General features: G+C 47.7%; 18 protein-coding genes. 5 read left to right on the top strand and 13 right to left on the bottom strand.

The window, feature by feature from the left end:
• Positions 1-838: toprim domain-containing protein (locus JOY44_RS08425; protein ID WP_171573161.1), on the bottom strand; the 838-nt coding region annotated here is incomplete at its 3' end.
• A 463-nt stretch (positions 839-1,301) separates the two neighbouring features.
• Here JOY44_RS08425 and JOY44_RS08420 point away from each other — a divergent pair.
• Both JOY44_RS08420 and cax read left to right on the top strand, forming a co-directional pair.
• A complete protein-coding gene (locus JOY44_RS08420) occupies positions 1,302-2,885 on the top strand; it encodes an NAD(P)H-quinone oxidoreductase subunit N (protein ID WP_171573160.1) in 1,584 nt (527 codons plus the stop codon).
• A gap of 108 nt (positions 2,886-2,993) precedes the next feature.
• Positions 2,994-4,091 (top strand): calcium/proton exchanger, encoded by a 1,098-nt coding sequence (cax, locus tag JOY44_RS08415; RefSeq protein WP_171573159.1) that lies wholly within the window; start codon positions 2,994-2,996, stop codon positions 4,089-4,091.
• Between the two features lie 2 nt (positions 4,092-4,093).
• On the opposite strand, the gene JOY44_RS08410 is transcribed toward cax, so the two are convergent.
• From JOY44_RS08410 to JOY44_RS08390, 5 genes are all read right to left on the bottom strand, one after another.
• Positions 4,094-4,534, bottom strand: a complete 441-nt coding sequence (locus JOY44_RS08410) for a DUF2358 domain-containing protein (RefSeq protein WP_197985067.1) — start codon at positions 4,532-4,534, stop codon at positions 4,094-4,096.
• Positions 4,531-6,528 carry a ribonuclease catalytic domain-containing protein gene (locus JOY44_RS08405; protein WP_171573158.1) on the bottom strand — a complete coding sequence of 666 codons (1,998 nt, stop codon included), beginning with the start codon at positions 6,526-6,528 and terminating at the stop codon, positions 4,531-4,533. Before JOY44_RS08405 ends, JOY44_RS08410 begins: the two co-directional genes overlap by 4 nt.
• A gap of 197 nt (positions 6,529-6,725) precedes the next feature.
• Complete coding sequence (gene rpsR, locus JOY44_RS08400; RefSeq protein WP_171573157.1) at positions 6,726-6,941, bottom strand: 30S ribosomal protein S18; 216 nt, start codon at positions 6,939-6,941, stop codon at positions 6,726-6,728.
• 100 nt (positions 6,942-7,041) lie between these two features.
• Entirely contained in the window at positions 7,042-7,236 is a 195-nt protein-coding gene (gene rpmG, locus JOY44_RS08395) for a 50S ribosomal protein L33 (protein ID WP_171573156.1), read from the bottom strand.
• A gap of 47 nt (positions 7,237-7,283) precedes the next feature.
• Complete coding sequence (locus JOY44_RS08390; protein ID WP_171573155.1) at positions 7,284-7,811, bottom strand: RDD family protein; 528 nt, start codon at positions 7,809-7,811, stop codon at positions 7,284-7,286.
• Positions 7,812-7,906: 95 nt separating this feature from the next.
• Between JOY44_RS08390 and JOY44_RS08385 the strand changes: the two genes are divergently transcribed.
• Together JOY44_RS08385 and JOY44_RS08380 are read left to right on the top strand one after the other, a co-directional pair.
• Positions 7,907-8,536, top strand: coding sequence for a TIGR04282 family arsenosugar biosynthesis glycosyltransferase (locus JOY44_RS08385; RefSeq protein ID WP_171573154.1), 630 nt, complete (start codon positions 7,907-7,909; stop codon positions 8,534-8,536).
• Positions 8,537-8,641: 105 nt separating this feature from the next.
• The gene (locus tag JOY44_RS08380) at positions 8,642-10,129 is read left to right on the top strand and encodes an MBOAT family O-acyltransferase (protein ID WP_171573153.1); all 1,488 of its coding nucleotides are present in this window, start codon (positions 8,642-8,644) and stop codon (positions 10,127-10,129) included.
• Between the two features lie 49 nt (positions 10,130-10,178).
• On the opposite strand, the gene JOY44_RS08375 is transcribed toward JOY44_RS08380, so the two are convergent.
• The 5 genes from JOY44_RS08375 to JOY44_RS08355 all read right to left on the bottom strand — a co-directional run bounded on the left by JOY44_RS08375 (position 10,179) and on the right by JOY44_RS08355 (position 14,088).
• The gene (locus tag JOY44_RS08375; protein WP_171573152.1) at positions 10,179-10,988 is read right to left on the bottom strand and encodes an alpha/beta fold hydrolase; all 810 of its coding nucleotides are present in this window, start codon (positions 10,986-10,988) and stop codon (positions 10,179-10,181) included.
• A gap of 93 nt (positions 10,989-11,081) precedes the next feature.
• On the bottom strand, positions 11,082-11,867 hold the full coding sequence (locus JOY44_RS08370; RefSeq protein ID WP_171573151.1) for a hypothetical protein: 786 nt from the start codon (positions 11,865-11,867) through the stop codon (positions 11,082-11,084).
• A 12-nt stretch (positions 11,868-11,879) separates the two neighbouring features.
• Positions 11,880-13,283, bottom strand: a complete 1,404-nt coding sequence (locus JOY44_RS08365) for an AAA family ATPase (protein WP_171573150.1) — start codon at positions 13,281-13,283, stop codon at positions 11,880-11,882.
• 190 nt (positions 13,284-13,473) lie between these two features.
• Positions 13,474-13,677: a hypothetical protein gene (locus JOY44_RS08360; RefSeq protein ID WP_171573149.1), complete on the bottom strand. Its 204-nt coding sequence runs from the start codon at positions 13,675-13,677 to the stop codon at positions 13,474-13,476.
• 75 nt (positions 13,678-13,752) lie between these two features.
• The gene (locus JOY44_RS08355) at positions 13,753-14,088 is read right to left on the bottom strand and encodes a DUF3493 domain-containing protein (protein ID WP_171573148.1); all 336 of its coding nucleotides are present in this window, start codon (positions 14,086-14,088) and stop codon (positions 13,753-13,755) included.
• Positions 14,089-14,270: 182 nt separating this feature from the next.
• Here JOY44_RS08355 and JOY44_RS08350 point away from each other — a divergent pair, with 182 nt between their 5' ends.
• Positions 14,271-14,639: a YccF domain-containing protein gene (locus JOY44_RS08350; RefSeq protein ID WP_171573147.1), complete on the top strand. Its 369-nt coding sequence runs from the start codon at positions 14,271-14,273 to the stop codon at positions 14,637-14,639.
• On the opposite strand, the gene JOY44_RS08345 is transcribed toward JOY44_RS08350, so the two are convergent.
• Positions 14,636-14,779 (bottom strand): hypothetical protein, encoded by a 144-nt coding sequence (locus JOY44_RS08345; RefSeq protein WP_171573146.1) that lies wholly within the window; start codon positions 14,777-14,779, stop codon positions 14,636-14,638. The genes JOY44_RS08350 and JOY44_RS08345 overlap by 4 nt on opposite strands.
• A gap of 43 nt (positions 14,780-14,822) precedes the next feature.
• Entirely contained in the window at positions 14,823-14,951 is a 129-nt protein-coding gene (locus tag JOY44_RS32335) for a hypothetical protein (protein ID WP_281063286.1), read from the bottom strand.
• Positions 14,952-14,996 lie beyond the last annotated feature (45 nt).

Here is a 14,996-nt window from a genome sequence, read left to right as displayed (position 1 = left end):
CTTCTAAATTAGTCACCGTCCAGGGGCGATCGCGAATCCGCTCCAACAGGGAGGTTGCCTCAGTCTGATTCAGCAGTACGACCGTGCGACCCTGAATAATTTGCCCGGTTGCTTCATCAAAATCGCTGCCTGTGGCAACTTTGACTCCGTTTAAATTAACAAGTCGCGCTTCAAACGATCCTTTTGCCGCTGGCGTTGCACCGTTCGCTTCTAGCGTTGCCTTTAAATCCCAATAGGCTCCTTTACGAAAGGCTCTGCGCTGACGCTCTCGCCGCACCAGCAGCCGCACGGCCACAGATTGCACTCGCCCTGCCGACAGCCCAAAGGCAATTTTTTTCCATAGCAACGGCGACAATGTGTAGCCCACCAATCGATCTAAAATGCGACGGGTTTCCTGCGCTCTCACCAGCCGTTCATCCACTTCGCGGCAATTTTGAATTGCTTCCTGAATTGCCTCTTGGGTAATTTCATGAAACACCATGCGCTTGATCGGCACTTTAGGCTGGAGCAACTGCAACAAATGCCAGCTAATGCTTTCTCCCTCTCGGTCTTCGTCTGTTGCCAGAATTAACTCGTCCACATTTTTAAGTGCGTCTTTGAGTTCCTTCACAATTTTCTTCTTGTCTTGAGGAACGACGTACAGTGGCTCAAAGTTAGACTCTACATTCACACCCAACTGCGCCCATTTTTCCCCTTTAACGCTAGCGGGAATTTCGCTTGCAGACTGGGGAAGATCGCGCACGTGCCCCATTGATGCCTCTACACGATAGCCAGCAGGCAAGTAGTTGCGAATGGTTCGAGCTTTGGTTGGAGATTCAACAATAACCAGGGTTGACATGGGCTTTTTAATCAATGGAATCAGGAGAGTAGTACACTCCAATGAATGAGGCAAAGGCTTATAACCATACAGGTTAGCGCTTCTTTCCCTTCACTTACAGTTAATAATGAGTGACTACCATGGATAGTTGTTGCTTTTCAAGATATCTAACGGGTGTTTTTAGCCAGTAGCATTCCCTGATAGTAATGCTTTCAGGAGCATTGTCAAAAGCGCGATCGCAAATCATCAAGTTTTTTCAGCTATTTTGTATTTTGTAATAAGTAATAAAAGGGTTATCTATAGAGCGTGATGAATGGAAGCGATGAGTAAACCGAAACTGGATAAACAATCCACTGAGAACCTGACAGGGTAAAATCCACTGTAAGTCACAAATGCCGGATGAACTCTGAATTTTATTAGCCTGTTAAAGTAAGTCATATTTGTAAAGCATTCATTTGTAAAGCCTTAACTCGGACAACGCCCCATGGATTTTGCTAGTCTCGCTGCTCAACTGAATACCGGAGTGATTCTCCCTGAGTTAATTGTCATCATCACCTTATTGGTGGTGATTGTTGGCGATTTGATTGTGGGGCGAACCGCTTCCTCTCAATGGACTCCCTATCTGGCGATCGCTGGATTGCTGTCTGCTGTTGGTGCCCTGTACTTGCAGTGGGATATTACTAACCCCATTTCGTTCTTGGGTAGCTTTAATGGCGATGCCCTAAGCGTGGTTTTTCGGGGCATTATTGCCCTGTCCTCAGCCGTCACAATTTTGATGTCTGTTCGATATGTGGCTCAATCGGGAACGGCTCTAGCAGAATTCATCACCATTCTGCTTACGGCAACATTAGGCGGCATGTTCCTTTCTGGAGCAAATGAATTGGTGATGATTTTCGTCTCTTTAGAAACCTTGAGTATCTCGTCTTATTTACTCACTGGTTATACAAAACGCGATCCACGGTCCAATGAAGCTGCGCTGAAGTACTTATTGATTGGCGCATCTAGCACTGCAATTTTTCTTTACGGCAGTTCGTTGCTATACGGATTGTCGGGTGGGGAAACCAATTTGAGCGCGATCGCGACGCAAGTTGCAGCCGCAGGATTAGGTGAGTCGATTGGCATGGTGATTGCCTTAGTATTTGTGATTGCCGGAATTGCCTTCAAAATTGCTGCCGTGCCCTTTCACCAATGGACGCCCGATGTCTATGAAGGCTCCCCTACTCCCGTAGTGGCGTTCCTCTCAGTTGGCTCGAAAACTGCCGGATTTGCCCTCGCGATTCGCTTACTGGTGACTGCCTTTCCGCTGCTGACTGACCAATGGCAATTCGTGCTGACAACTTTGGCAGTGCTGAGTATGATTTTGGGAAATGTGGTTGCGCTAGCGCAAACCAGCATGAAGCGACTGCTTGCCTACTCTTCCATCGGTCAGGCAGGGTTTGTCATGATTGGGCTGGTCGTTGGCACTGAAGACGGTTATGCCAGCATGGTTTTTTACCTGATGGCGTATCTGTTTATGAACTTAGGCGCATTTATCGGCGTAATTTTGTTTTCCTTGCGGACAGGCACCGATCAGATCAGCGAATATGGTGGGTTGTATCAGAAAGACCCCCTGTTAACGCTTTCCCTCAGCATTTGCCTCTTGTCTTTGGGCGGCATTCCGCCATTGGTGGGCTTTTTTGGGAAAATCTATCTGTTTTGGGCTGGCTGGCAAGCAGGAGCTTACGGACTGGTCATTTTAGGGTTAGTTACCAGTGTCGTTTCGATTTACTACTATATTCGCGTAGTCAAGGCGATGGTGGTGAAAGAGCCGCAAGAAATGTCTGACTCCGTCAAGAACTATCCTGAAATTCGCTGGAATATCCCCGGTATGCGCCCATTGCAAGTTGGATTAGTGTTGACCTTTGTGGGAACTTCCCTTGCAGGAATTTTGGCAAATCCTTTGTTTACTTTGGCGACTCAATCGGTGGCAAAAACGCCGATGCTGCAATCTGTGTTGGTGGGCATTCAGAAACCCGCGTTTGAAAGAACCGCCACAGTAGATCCAGTTCAGCCTGATGTGAAGCTGTAATTTCAGCTTTGACTTCTCGATTCAGCGATCGCTATCTCTAATGGGCGATCGCTTTGTTTTGCAGAATTCACTCTAGTTCCTGCCCGCTGCCCCCTAATCTTTACTCCTATGTCTGTAAAAAATCTAATTTCCCTCGGTTTACTAATTTTTATCCCAATTGCGATCGCGGCTGAAAAGCTGGAATGGGATGCCCTGCTGGTATTTGGGTTGTCAGCTGTGGCGATCGTGCCCTTGGCAATTTGGCTCAGCACTGCCACCGAAGAGTTGGCGGTGACGCTCGGTCCGACCATTGGGGGGCTATTAAACGCTGTCTTTGGCAACGCAACAGAATTAATTATTGCTCTGGTTGCCCTCAGAGCGGGCTTGGTAGATATTGTGAAAGCCAGCATTACCGGAACGATCGTCAGCAACCTGCTGCTGGTAATGGGGCTATCCATGTTTTTGGGAGGATTGCGCTATAAAGAGCAGGAGTTTAAGCCCGTTGTAGCCCGGATGAATGGTTCCACGATGACGTTGGCGGTAATTGCGATCGTTTTGCCTGCGATGGTGATTTCTACCTCAAACGTGGTGGAACCCAGTTCTATTACTGGACTATCTATGTTTGTGGCGGCGGTAATGATTGCAGTCTATGCTTTTACGCTGCTATTTTCTCTAAAAACCCACAGCTATCTCTATGAAGTGGGAGTAGTGGAGCTGGAAGGAGAAAGTACCGAAGCGGATCATGGAGAAGGCGGACACGAAAAACCGAATCTCTGGCTGTGGATGGGCGTTTTGTTAGTTGCCACGATTGGGGTTGCGTTCGTCTCAGAAATTTTTGTGGGTGCTGTGGAAGAAGCAACCGCAGGATTAGGATTGACCCCTTTGTTTACCGGGGTGATCTTGCTGCCATTGGTGGGCGGTGCCGCCGAATATGTGACTGCTGTGCGGTGTGCCTTGAAAAACAATATGGATTTGTCGGTTTCCGTGGCAATGGGTTCCAGTCTCCTGGTAGCGCTGCTGGTGGCACCGCTGCTGGTAATTGTGGGGCAGGTGATTGGGCAGCCAATGGATCTCAATTTCAACTTGTTTGAGGTGGTGGCGATCGCGATCGCGGTGATTACTGCCAACTTGATCAGCCTGGATGGTCGCTCCAACTGGCTGGAAGGAATGCTGCTGCTGGCAACTTACGCAATCTTAGGGGCTGCGTTTTATTTTCATCCTGTATAAAATTAGCCCTTTTGCCAAAACTGAGCCAAAATTTCACCCGGAGGGCGATCCCAGGTATCAATATGTTGGTAAATCAGTGCTTCGGCGTTCAAGGTGTAAACAGAGTAGCCGTTGAATAGTAGCTTGGGCTTCCAGGGCAGGCGTAGTGTTCCCCTGACTGTCCAGTCCGCCCGAATGGTATTTTCACTGGTTGGGTAAACTTGATGAACATCGAAATATAATTCTGTGAAGAACAGCCGTCCGTGAAAGCGGAGTGTCCAGAAAACAATTCGATAGTTAAACTTACCCTTAAATGTATTGACCGGATCTCGAAAGAAAATATCCTGACTATAAATGTCATAGGAAATGTTTTGAGCAAACAGTGTTGGCAAGTCCTGTCGTAACACTGCAATCGCCTGCTCAAGTTGGGCTGCGTATTCCAATTCGCTGATTGGTTGACTCACATCAGCACTTCCTCAAAGTTGATGGTGTCATGACGAGGATCGACATGGCTAACGCGGAGTTGCAGATGATCGCCGGGTTCAATCGAGCGCGTAAACCGCATCGCCATTTCTAGTCCTAAATCTTCCAGCAGTACTAGACCTAAATTTTCGTGTTCCCTTAGCCAACGCAGCATCAGGGCGTGCCACACTTCATCGGGCGATCGCCGCAAAAATTCTAATCCCCAGTAGCGATTCGTTTGCCGCTCTACAGAAACCGCTTCCTGCACCGTGCTGCTCAGGGTCATGGTCAGTTCTTGCACCTGTTCTGCTGAAAAAGGCAGCGGCTCGCCACGCAAATGAGCTTTTAACTGAAAATGGGTGAGCAGATCAGTGTAGCGACGAATGGGGGAGGTGACTTGGGTGTAGGTTTCAAGTCCTAAACTGGCGTGACGAGCGGGGGTAATGCTCATTTCACTGCGGGGCATACAGCGGCGAATGGCGCAGAAGCGCACGGGACCTGCGGGGAGCTGCATTAACTCTTGCTCAGGGGGCAATTCAGGCTGGGGTTGATGCCGAAAGGGGATGGGCAAGCTGTGAGTTTGACCATACCGGGCAGCAGTTTCTCCTGCCAAAATCATCATTTCAGCAACCAACTGCCGTGCGATCGAGTCTTGCAGGACGTGAATAATGACTTCACCTTCTCTGACCTTAATCGAGGATTCTGGCATGTGAATGCTGATTGCCCCTTGAGACTGTCGCCATGTTTGCCGCTGCTTTGCCCAAGCCGCGATCTCCTCTAGCTCCGACTCTTCCTGAACTCCGCCTAATTCCAGCATTTCATCGACGTCTTCGTAGGTGAGGCGATAGGTCGTTTTAATCTGGCTGGGATGAATGCTGTAATCCTGAATTGCGCCCTGTTCGTCTAGGACCACTCCAAAGCTGAGCGCGTTGCACACCTGCCCTTGCACTAAGCTCATCGGTCCGGTTGCCAATTCTGACGGAAACATGGGGATCATGCCCGTGGGCAAATACACCGTGGTGCTGCGGCGACGGGCTTCTAGATCCAGTTCATCCCCAGGAATGAGCCAGCGAGTTGGATCGGCAATGTGAATCCACAGCCGTTGTTTTCCTTCGGATAAGTATTCTAAACTCAGCCCATCGTCAATTTCCTGGGTGCTTTCGTCATCAATGGTGTAGACCTTGAGATGGGTCAAATCGAGGCGATCGCGGTGGGTATCATCTGGAGGAGAACTTAGTCGATGGTGCGCCACTTCCAGAACCTTTTGCGGAAATTGAATCGGAACTTGACTGCGGCGCAGAAATAGATTCTCGTGGGGATTCCATACTTCCAAATCCACTAGGAGTTGAAAGGCTGCTTGTGGACTCTCTGATCGCTTCAAGTGTATCAAGGTTTCAAGAGCAGAGGTGCGCTGAGTGGCTTCGTCTCCTAAAGTGGCATAGCGTTCCAACGATTCTAAACGCAGGCGATCGCTGCTCTGCCATTCCACCGATTGATGCTCAAGCGCTTGCTGCAATCGTATAAAATACCCTTGTAGTTCCTGCTGGCGCTGTTCCTCCATCTCTATTTGGTGCTTCAATTCTGCCACCTGAGGCTTGGAACGCGGCTCGTAGCGATCGCCCTTCAATTTGAAATACAGCTTATCTTCCGACAATAGCCAATAGGCGGCATAGCAAAGCAATGGAGTTTGCTCAGAAAATAACAGCAGCGCCATGCCCGCCGGATCGATAGTTTCCCGATCTTCAATCAGCAGTTCCCAGGCAACTTCTAAATTAGATAAGTCTAAATAAGGCTCAACCTGCTTCAAAAAACCTGGAATATTAGACGATCTGTAGGTTTCCCCAGTGACTTGATACTCAACTTGGCGAGGATGAAGCGTATGGGATTGGGCAAACTCATCGATCGCAATCCAGTGTTTCTTCCCTTCTGGACGCTCTATCACAGCGAGACGGCGATCGCTGTTGACCCGAAATTCTATAAGGGTTCCCTTCTCCATCAGTTAAAAAGCAATTTGAAGGAAGTAATAATGCCCAACCCCATCATTTATCTATAAAGGAAAAGGATAGCCAGAAAAAATGACCGTTAAGGTTTGAGCCTTAAAAAGACAAAAACCTGCACAGTCCAACATGAGCTGAATATACAGCGATCGCGCTGCTTTCAAGAAACAGCGACAATTTGACTTGAGCGAAAGCCTTAACCTTCTGCGTTAATGAAGGGTAGCAGCGCTACAATCCGTGCTCGCTTGATAGCTTCAGTCAGATTACGCTGTTGTTTAGCGGTTAATCCAGTAATGCGGCGGGGCAAAATCTTGCCCCGTTCCGTGATGAATTTGCGCAATAGATCCACATCTTTATAATCGATGGGGTCTTCAGGCTTGATGGGAGAAACGCGGCGGCGAAGATAGGTCATGAGTGCAAATAGTTAATGGAAGTATTAATGGTCAACTTGGACAGAAGTAGTATTTGGGTGTGGTGTTGATGGGCGATCGCCCAATCAACAGACCTCTCTGCTACTTAATTTCTTTGTGTGCCGTGTGCCGATTGCAGTGAGGGCAAAATTTCTTCAGCTCCAACCGTGCCGTGGTGTTGCGGCGGTTTTTCTTAGTGGTGTAACGAGATACGCCCGGAGAACGCTTATCCGGATTAGTGCGACACTCGGTACATTCCAGCGTAATAATGATCCGTACGTCCTTACCCTTAGCCATAATCCTAACAACTCAGCGATTGAGACAAAATTCGACACGAATGTCCATTATTTCACACGACGCTTAGCTTCGGCAAATATTTGCTTAATTTTAATATCTAGAGAGTAGCCACGACCGCTTTGGACAATAATTGTGCGGGCAAGGCGATCGTGAAAAGCCTGCCGATTATTGGTATCCGTAAAAGCAAAGCTGCAATCAACGAGCAGAGGAATTGGGGCTACCAGCAGGAACCCATTGGTTGGGCTGAGACTGGCAAGCCCAATTAAGACGAGTAAACTGCCAAAACCCGTTAGCGCCTCCCGCTTACCTAAGTCTACTAATCCTGGAATCACTCGAAATCGAGGATTAACCAGCTTCATATCCATCGCCCAGCGCCCTAAGCTTTGCCCCCGGTTTTGGACGACCAAAAACACCCGCAAAACCGCCCACAAAATAATAAATACCGGAATGTAGAGGCTGCTTCCCAAAAGCAAACTTGGCAGAGCCGCTGCGCCAAAATCGATCGCAAATGCTGCAACTCGCCTCTCCATTGGCACTCTTAAATACCGCCCCGTTGTATTTAACTCTCCGCTCATGGAAATTTTATAAAGATTATGTTCCTATGTTGACACGCCCCGCGTGAAGGCAGCGGAAATTCTAAATTTGAGTCAGACTAAGGCAAAAAAGCATCATGACATCCATTAATCGCCTGATTATCTTCACCCGCTATCCTGAAGCTGGCAAAGCCAAAACCCGACTCATTCCTGCATTAGGAGCCGAGGGAGCCGCAGCGCTACACCGTCAGATGGTAGACCACACGTTACAGCAAGCGCAGATTTTTCAGTTTCAGCATCCAGCGTGCGTGGAGGTGCGATTTGCAGGTGGAAATCGGGTTTTGATGCAGCGCTGGCTGGGCACTGACTTGATGTATACCGTACAGGGTGAGGGCGATTTGGGCGATCGTATGGCGCGATCGTTTCAGTCTGCATTTAATTCTGGCGTTGACCGGACCCTCATCATTGGCACCGATTGTCCCGATTTGAATGCGACTTTGTTAGAGCGAGCCTTTTGTCAACTTCAGCACCATGATCTTGTTTTGGGACCCGCTAGCGACGGTGGCTACTACTTGATTGGGCTACGGCGCTTCATCCCTCAACTGTTTATGAATATTGAATGGAGTACGGATAGTGTCTTAGAACGAACCGTCGCGATCGCGGCGGAACTCAACCTGTCCGTTGCGCTACTGCCCATATTGTCGGATGTGGACTATCCCGCAGACCTGAAAATCTGGGAACGCGTTACCGCAGGTCGAAGGGAATAAGGAGCAGAACTTTATAAAATAATTCGCTCAATCGGCAGAGGTTCACTATAATGCGTGCGATCGCGCCTTTGATTTGGCGGGTCGTTGAAATCGTTGCGATCGCCCATGACTTTTATCTCTTTTCCCTACGTTTTATTCTTGCTAAGCCTGGTTGTGATCTACTGGCTGCTAGATCAACCGCGATCGCGGCTCTGGGTATTGCTGGTTGCTAGTCTAATTTTCTATGCCTCATTTCAGGTGCAATACATTCCTCTGCTCTTGGCAGGAACCTGGATCAACTTTCGCTTGGGGCAGGTGCTTTCGGCTCCACCCGATTGGCGTAGCGACAACTGGCAGTTCACTCAGCAAGATTGGAATCGCAAGCGGCTCAAACTCCTATGGTTAGGCATTGGGCTAAATGTGTTGCTGCTGTTTGGCTTCAAATACATTCCCTTCACGCTCAATACGTTGGCAGAGGTATTTGGCTGGACAGCGGCAAAAGAGGTCGCTCAGTGGACGAGTAGCAACCTGATGGCACCCATCGGCATCAGCTTTTTTTGCTTTGAGTGCATTGCTTACCTGGTAGATGTCTATCGTGGTGCGCCTGCTGCTCAAGAATGGCTGAAGTTTTCTGCCTACAAGCTATTTTTTGCCAAGTTGCTGTCTGGTCCTATCACCCGTTACCACATCATGACGGGGCAAATGCAGCAGACTCGTCCGACTCTTGATCGCATTGCTGAAGGGTTATGGCTGATTGCCTGTGGTGCCGTCAAAAAAGGCTTATTAGCAGATAACATCGGCGTTTTAGTCGATCTCAGTTTTCAAAATTTGCAGCGTGCTGGTAGCGGCGATTTGTGGCTGGCAACTATCGCCTACGGCTTACAGCTTTACCTCGACTTTAGTGGCTATGTGGATATGGCGCGGGGTTCTGCGGTGCTGCTCGGCTTCAACCTTCCGCAGAACTTCGACTTCCCCTATTTGACGACCAGCATTGCGGAGTTTTGGCGACGCTGGCACATGACCTTAGGCGATTGGCTGCGAAACTATCTCTACTTTCCTTTGGGCGGCTCTCGTCAAGGGTTGTTTCGCACCTGCTTAAACTTAATCATTGTGATGGCGATCGCCGGGATTTGGCATGGTGCCGCCTGGGGATTTGTGGTCTGGGGTTTGCTGCACGGGATTGGCTTGGTCGTTCATCGGCTCACAGATTCGCTGTCAAACCGAATGAGCTGGTTAAAACAATTTTGGCGGCAACCTTACGGCATCCTATTCGCGTGGCTGCTGACTCAAGCGATGGTCGCGGTTTGCTGGATTTTCTTCCGTCTGCCAAACCTGAAAGAATCTTGGGTTGTGATCCAGCGATTGGGGGGTCATGCTGCCGATGCTCAATTTACCCAAAAGGTTTATGTGGAAGCAATCGGACTACAGCCGCTGCAAATTTCTCTGCTTTTAGCAGCCATCGTTGTGCTGATGGCGATCGCTTACTTCGGCGATCGCGCCCTCAAGCTGCAACTTAACTGGAACGTCAAACTCATGCTAGTGCCAGTTTGCCTCTTTGCCGTGTGGCTGCTTGCCCCCCAAGGTGCACTCCCCTACATCTACTTCGATTTTTGATATCGCAATCGCCTATCGTACCCCGCACTCTGCGCTTCGCAATTTTCATTCACCCCTGCGAATAGCGTTTTAACCAGTCATCAATATCTGCCAAAACCTGATCTGGAATTTCCCAGGGGAAGAGGTGCGCCGTGTTGGGATAACACTGCCATTCTGAGTTGGTAAGTTGCCGTGCAGTTTCCTGGCTGGCGGCAGCGGTAATATGGCGATCGCACGCTCCAGCTAAGACTAAGCTAGGGCATTGAATCTGCGGCAAATCAGGCAAGCGATTGTACCCTTGCCGAATGGCGGTAGACAAAGCGCGGGTTGCCCGTTGTGAGGTGCGAAGGTAGGCTGGCACGGCTGCTTGTGCAAGATACTCATAGGTGGCAGGCGTGTGGGTTTGCACCAGGTAACGGAACAGCGATCGCTGTCCAAAGGTGTCGATATTCCACTGGCGACCGGGCTGTAGCCAATTGACGATGCCTGCGATCCCGGTGTACAGGTTATCTTGCCAGGTGATCGGAGGATGATCACCCCAAGGTCGCGCCGCTGAGGCAACAAGAATTAGACCACTAACGCGATCGGGCGATCGCAGTGCCAATTCCAACGCCAGAATGCCGCCTAGCGACCAGCCTAAAACCAGGTACTTTTCAACTTGCAGGTTATCCAATAGCGCATCTAAATCGGCAAGATGATCGGTCATGGCAAAATCAGCAGTGGTTTGACTGTTGCCGTAGCCGCGCAGATCAGGGGCGATCGTTTTGTAGCGTTGGGATAGGTGTTGGGTAAACACTGACATACTGTTGCCTGTGCCGGGATGTCCATGCAGGCACAAGATGGGAAAGCCTTTGCCTTGAACTAAAACCTGTAGATCCATGCTTCTTTGATGCGATGTGGCTGCGCCTCACCCATCCTACGGCGAAATTTGCGGTCTGGTTTGGGAATCAAGCATTGTGAAAATATTTATCATTTATCCAATGATGAACTGAAAGTTTGTTTGAAGCGCCCAATAAGAAGCAGCAGAAAATTCAGCATCTTCTTTGGTTGCTTTTTCTAACAAATCTGCTGCTTTCTCTGCTTCCTTTTGAAGGTCTTTATCCATCGGTTTTTGAGAAGCCAGTTGAACAATTTGCCAAAGACTTTTTAGAAGTTGCAATCGTTGAAGTCTTGCTTCGGGAAGCGATCTCTGATTCAGCTTTAGAGAATCAATCGTTACTTTTCCTTTCAGGTTTCCTTCAATTGCATAGGCGATTTCGCCCCGAAAGCCAATAAATTTTTCAGGTTTTTCTTTGCCTGGATCAATAAATAGAAACTGTTCGAAATCTATACTGTGACGATGATCGATTGCACGGTCAGTAGGATTTTGAAGTGGAAATAGATTTTGTTTATGCCTCTGATTGCACCCAGGACATGCAAGATAGAGATTATCCCATTCGTAGGCAAGCCAATAATAACCCGGTCGCTGTAAAGGTTCACCGCTTGCTTGTTTGTAGGCTTGCTTAGGACGAAAATGTTCCACATCTCCGTCAGTGCCAATTAATCTTTCACAAAAACAACATTTTCCATGTTGGGCTTTGATCAATGCTTGCTTAACACTTTTGTGAGCGTAAATGGTGCTATCAAAAGAGAATATTCTTTCACCTAATTGGTAAACCGCTGGATTACGTGAATAACTGCTGCAATGCGATCGCCGTTTCCTTTTTCCATCCTGAGCAAGTTTTTCGGGCGGTATAGCTGATTTTTGAATGCGGATCACACGCTACCCCATTCAAGAGTTTTCTAACAATTGAGCGGCACGACGAATGATATCCATCGCTTTGATGTCGTCAGGGGTTTCTGCGGTTGGGAGAGAGCCAATTTGTGTTTCTAGCTCCTGAAGTTCTGCTTCGTCTGCTTTGGAAAGACGAGCGTTAGATAAGATTTCTTGTCTGCGAGTGAGCAACGGCTCCAAACTAGCAGGTCTAGCTGTAGGCATTTCAAAAACACTGGTCAGCACTTGATCAACCCGCCAGTTGTCAACAATCTCAGGATCATTATCAATCACCACGCGATCGCCTTCTCGTCTGAGCAACACAATATTGGCATCCTTTGCCGCTTGCACCACGAGCGGACTGTGAGCCGTCACAATAAACTGCGTGTTGGGAAATCGCTCCGTTAAAAAGCTCATAATATTGCGCTGCCATTTGGGATGGAGATGTAAATCAATCTCATCCACTAACACGATCGCAGGTTCAGCCAGTGGATCTTCACTGTTGGGATAACGTCGGAATAATCGCACGGCTAAGTCTACCATCCAGGCGATCGCCGTTCGATAGCCCAATCCTAAACTAGACAATCGCACCCAACCATAAGGAGTCAAAAATTCTGCTCGTGGACGTGGAATCTCTTCATCGGGGGGTGCAATCCGAATATCTTCAATATCTGGCAAAATACGTTTGAGAATTTCGATGATTTGATTGAGTTGTTTTTGCAAGCGATCGCGTGTTTTTCCAGCAGCAGATCGAGCCGCATAATCAGTTTGTAATAGCCACTCTTCTGCATTAATTAATGAGGCTTTTTCTGAGAATAAGCTTGCTGAGTTTTCTAGGGCTAAACTTTCACTCAGGGATATTTCTTCCATTTTTCTGGTTGCTCCATATCCATAACAAATCATTCCTTCTAATTCTTCTCCAGAAAATTCTTCTCTAGAAAAAGTACAGTGAGAAGCTATTTCTACATAAATCCCATGTCCTTGAAGTTTTAATTTCTTTGACTGCTTAAAAGACAAAAGAGTCGCATTTCCAGCAAGAATGGCATAAACTGCACCAGGAGCAGATTCAAGTTCCTCTAGTTCTTGCCATGTTGCTATGTTTGGGAAACTATACGGAATAGAAAGAAGCGGTACAAAATCACTGTACTTTGAGTCAAATTCCTCCTCCTCAAAGAAACGCATTTTTACCATCTCCATCCCAGCTAAGCAACGCAGTAATGTTGTTTTACCAACTCCGTTGTCGCCTAAAATTACTGTCCACTGGGCTGGATTGCCGTTGCCATCTGAGAGATCAAGAACTTGCTGATCTTTAAAGCAGAGGACTCGTTCTACTTCCAATGACAAAAAGTAGACAGGCGGTGCGTTGTCAGGGGATGCAGTAGGTTTGCGTCGGTTTCTAGCTCGTTTCGGCTCGTTTGTCATGGTATTCAGCAGAACCGTATGCGCCAATCATACCGTCTGGCAATAGTTGCTTCAACTGACCAGTCGATCCATTGCTGTTGAATGCTTTATGGTGGCGCTTCACCTGCCCTATGGTTAAATTTGCAGTTTAGGCGGGGCGATTGAGTGCTGAGCGTTTTACAAGCATCAATGCGATCTACCCAATGATGAACTAAATGTTTGTTTGAAGCGCCCAACGAGAAGCAGAAAATTCAGCGTTTTCTTTAGCTGCTTTTTCTAAAAAATCTGCTGCTTTCTCAGTTTCCTTTTGGAGATCTTTATACATTGATTTTTGAGAAGCCAGTTGACCAATTTGCCAAAGACTTTTCAGAAGTTGTAATCGTTCAAGTCGCCTAACAACTTGGTTTATCTCCAAAAACTGTCCGAACTATTAAAAGAAAATAGATGACAAGAATTTGAGTGACTTGCCGCGATCGCTCAAAACGGTAAGCTATTTTTCACGATTTGATGCCTCTTTTTGTTCTGCTCGATTTTCCAACCGCCAAAACCAAATCATCAGTGCTACCACGCCAACCTGCACCGCAAGGTTCAACCCAGTGTTTTCCATCCCTCGGCCTGCAAGCAGTTGAATCACAAAAATAAATCCACCGATCGCGCCAGACGCCGCACAGGACGCATAAAAAAATCTCCGCAATCCTCGATAAGGTGCAGCCGCTTCTGCTCTCAAATGGGCATATTTTTCTGGTTCATTTTGCTGCAAAGTTTTTACTGATGCTGTTTTGGCTTGCTTAGATTTCACTACTTCATTGGCTGAATGATTTGCCATGTTTATCTGGTTGCATGTTCTATAACTCATCGTGACATAGGGTATGGCTATTTGACCGTTCTATAGTGAGCTACGATTTATGCAGTTTATAGTGTTGAGGTAAGCGCGATTCTGAAAAGTGATGGTCTTGCTAATAGCGATCGCATGCGTTGGAAAAATGCCGTGTCTCTGGGAAATTTAGCATGAGCTTAATCGGGAACATTATCTGGCTAATTTTCGGTGGATTGATGAGTGGCATCGGCTACATTATTGGCGGATTAGGAATTTGCACCACTATCATCGGCATCCCTTTTGGCATCAAAGCCATTAATTTAGGGATTGCCACCTTTACCCCATTTGGCAAGGAAATCATTGCAAAACCATACGCAGATGACCTTTTGACAACAATTTTCAACGTAATTTGGATTGTGCTGTTTGGTTGGGGCATTGCTCTATCTCATTTAATTTGGGGCATCATTCTTGCCGTAACCATTGTTGGATTACCCTTCGCCAAGCAACACTTCAAACTCATGATCCTGGCACTCTTGCCTTTTGGTCGAGATTTTGCCTAGCGGGTATAAACCTGCACATTCTCATAGACGGTGATTGCCAGTTCTAGATTCTTCGCCCTATCACCCCAAATGCGTTGGCTATTATTGTCCAAGTCGTTTTGCGCCCCAGCCAAATTTTCTGGAAATACTTGCGGAGACATACTTTCAAAGCCAGGGGATAAGCGGTGATGCCTAGTTCCAGATTTAGCCATCGATCGCCCAGCTGGAAATGCTGATTTGCATCACCAAAAGCCAAAAAAGAGCCGCAATGGCTTCTCGATTTTCCAGCAATTTATCTGTTGTCAGAGATAACCCTCCCGGCAAAGCTTTCAACAGAGACTCATCCAAACTGGCTAAGTTGGACTGGAAAAATTGATG

The sequence above is a fragment of the Leptolyngbya sp. Cla-17 genome (assembly GCF_016807185.1).
GTDB lineage: Bacteria > Cyanobacteriota > Cyanobacteriia > Leptolyngbyales > Leptolyngbyaceae > ULC077BIN1.
This window is presented reverse-complemented; position numbering and strand designations above follow the sequence as displayed.

What these genes read in the sequence shown, in the direction of transcription:
- JOY44_RS08420 (WP_171573160.1), top strand. Translation starts at nt 1,302, where the DNA reads ATGGATTTTGCTAGTCTCGCTGCTCAACTGAATACCGGAGTGATTCTC.
- cax (WP_171573159.1), top strand. Translation starts at nt 2,994, where the DNA reads ATGTCTGTAAAAAATCTAATTTCCCTCGGTTTACTAATTTTTATCCCA.
- JOY44_RS08405 (WP_171573158.1), bottom strand. Translation starts at nt 6,528, where the DNA reads ATGGAGAAGGGAACCCTTATAGAATTTCGGGTCAACAGCGATCGCCGT.
- rpsR (WP_171573157.1), bottom strand. Translation starts at nt 6,941, where the DNA reads ATGACCTATCTTCGCCGCCGCGTTTCTCCCATCAAGCCTGAAGACCCC.
- rpmG (WP_171573156.1), bottom strand. Translation starts at nt 7,236, where the DNA reads ATGGCTAAGGGTAAGGACGTACGGATCATTATTACGCTGGAATGTACC.
- JOY44_RS08390 (WP_171573155.1), bottom strand. Translation starts at nt 7,811, where the DNA reads ATGAGCGGAGAGTTAAATACAACGGGGCGGTATTTAAGAGTGCCAATG.
- JOY44_RS08385 (WP_171573154.1), top strand. Translation starts at nt 7,907, where the DNA reads ATGACATCCATTAATCGCCTGATTATCTTCACCCGCTATCCTGAAGCT.
- JOY44_RS08380 (WP_171573153.1), top strand. Translation starts at nt 8,642, where the DNA reads ATGACTTTTATCTCTTTTCCCTACGTTTTATTCTTGCTAAGCCTGGTT.
- JOY44_RS08375 (WP_171573152.1), bottom strand. Translation starts at nt 10,988, where the DNA reads ATGGATCTACAGGTTTTAGTTCAAGGCAAAGGCTTTCCCATCTTGTGC.
- JOY44_RS08365 (WP_171573150.1), bottom strand. Translation starts at nt 13,283, where the DNA reads ATGACAAACGAGCCGAAACGAGCTAGAAACCGACGCAAACCTACTGCA.
- JOY44_RS08355 (WP_171573148.1), bottom strand. Translation starts at nt 14,088, where the DNA reads ATGGCAAATCATTCAGCCAATGAAGTAGTGAAATCTAAGCAAGCCAAA.
- JOY44_RS08350 (WP_171573147.1), top strand. Translation starts at nt 14,271, where the DNA reads ATGAGCTTAATCGGGAACATTATCTGGCTAATTTTCGGTGGATTGATG.
- JOY44_RS08345 (WP_171573146.1), bottom strand. Translation starts at nt 14,779, where the DNA reads ATGTCTCCGCAAGTATTTCCAGAAAATTTGGCTGGGGCGCAAAACGAC.